The sequence below is a fragment of the Mesorhizobium sp. M2C.T.Ca.TU.002.02.1.1 genome, from assembly GCF_003997225.1.
On record NZ_RZTO01001251.1, the window covers coordinates 1 to 1,155 of the forward strand.

Sequence of the window (1,155 nt, forward strand, 5' to 3'; positions counted from 1 at the left end):
TTGGCCGGCTGCACGTCATAGGCGAGCACGAAGCGCACGGCGCCCTGGCCGATATAGGAGGAGAAATGGTCGATGTCGGGGTTGCCGACCAGCGCGCGCTGCTCGAAGCGCACCATCTGGTCGCGCGTCTCCGTGATCGAGGAGTTCTGCGGCAGGTTCCAGTCGACGATGAGTTCGGGGCGGTCGGATGGCGGGAAGAACTGCTGCTGCACGAGGCCGAAGCCGGCGACCGAGGCGGCAAACAGAAGCACCGTCACGATGATGGTCAGCCAATGGCGGCGAACGGAAAAGACAAGCACGCGCCGGAACAGCGAGGTGAAGCGTCCAGGCTGGTCGTGATGCTTCTCCTTCATCGTCGCCGGCAGGATGGTGACCCCGAGCAGCGGCGCGAACAGCACGGCCACGATCCATGACACAAGCAGCGACACCGCGATGACGACGAAGAGCGTGAACGTGTATTCGCCGGCGGCGCTTGAATTGAGGCCGATCGGGATGAAGCCGGCGACCGTCACCAGCGTTCCGGTCAGCATCGGGAAGGCGGTCGAGGTGTAGACATAGGTCGCCGCCTTGCGCAGATTGTCGCCGACCTCCAGCCGCGCCACCATCATCTCGACCGCGATCATCGCGTCGTCGACCAATAGCCCGAGCGCGATGATCAGCGCGCCGAGCGAAATGCGCTGCAGCGATATCCCGAGATATTCCATGACGGTGAAGGTGATCGCGAGCACCAGGGGGATCGACAGCGCCACGACGAAGCCGGCCCGCAGCCCAAGGCTGATGAAGGAGACGGCGAGCACGATGGCGACCGCCTCGAACAGCGCCCGCGTGAAGCCGGACACCGCTTCCTCGACGATGACCGGCTGGTCAGCCACCAGATGAACGCCGACACCGACCGGCAGGTCGGCCAGCACCTTCTGCATCTCCTCGTGCAGGGCCTCGCCGAATTTCAGCAGATTGGCATTGGGCTTCATGCCGATGGCGAGCCCGATCGCGTCCTGGCCGTTGAAGCGGAACAGGGCCGTCGGCGGGTCGACATAGCCGCGCCGGATCGTCGCCACGTCGCTCAGCCGGAAGAAGCGGTCGTTGACGCGCAAATTGATGGCCCGCAGGCTCTCCTCGGAGGTGAACTGGCCGCCGACGCGCACGCTGATGCGC

The 1,155-nt window shown here is 65.1% G+C and carries 1 protein-coding gene; it reads right to left on the reverse strand.

Features of this window, described 5'->3' with window-relative positions; genetic code table 11:
* On the reverse strand, positions 1-1,155 hold a 1,155-nt coding region (locus tag EOD07_RS35200), incomplete at both ends, for an efflux RND transporter permease subunit (RefSeq protein WP_164772881.1).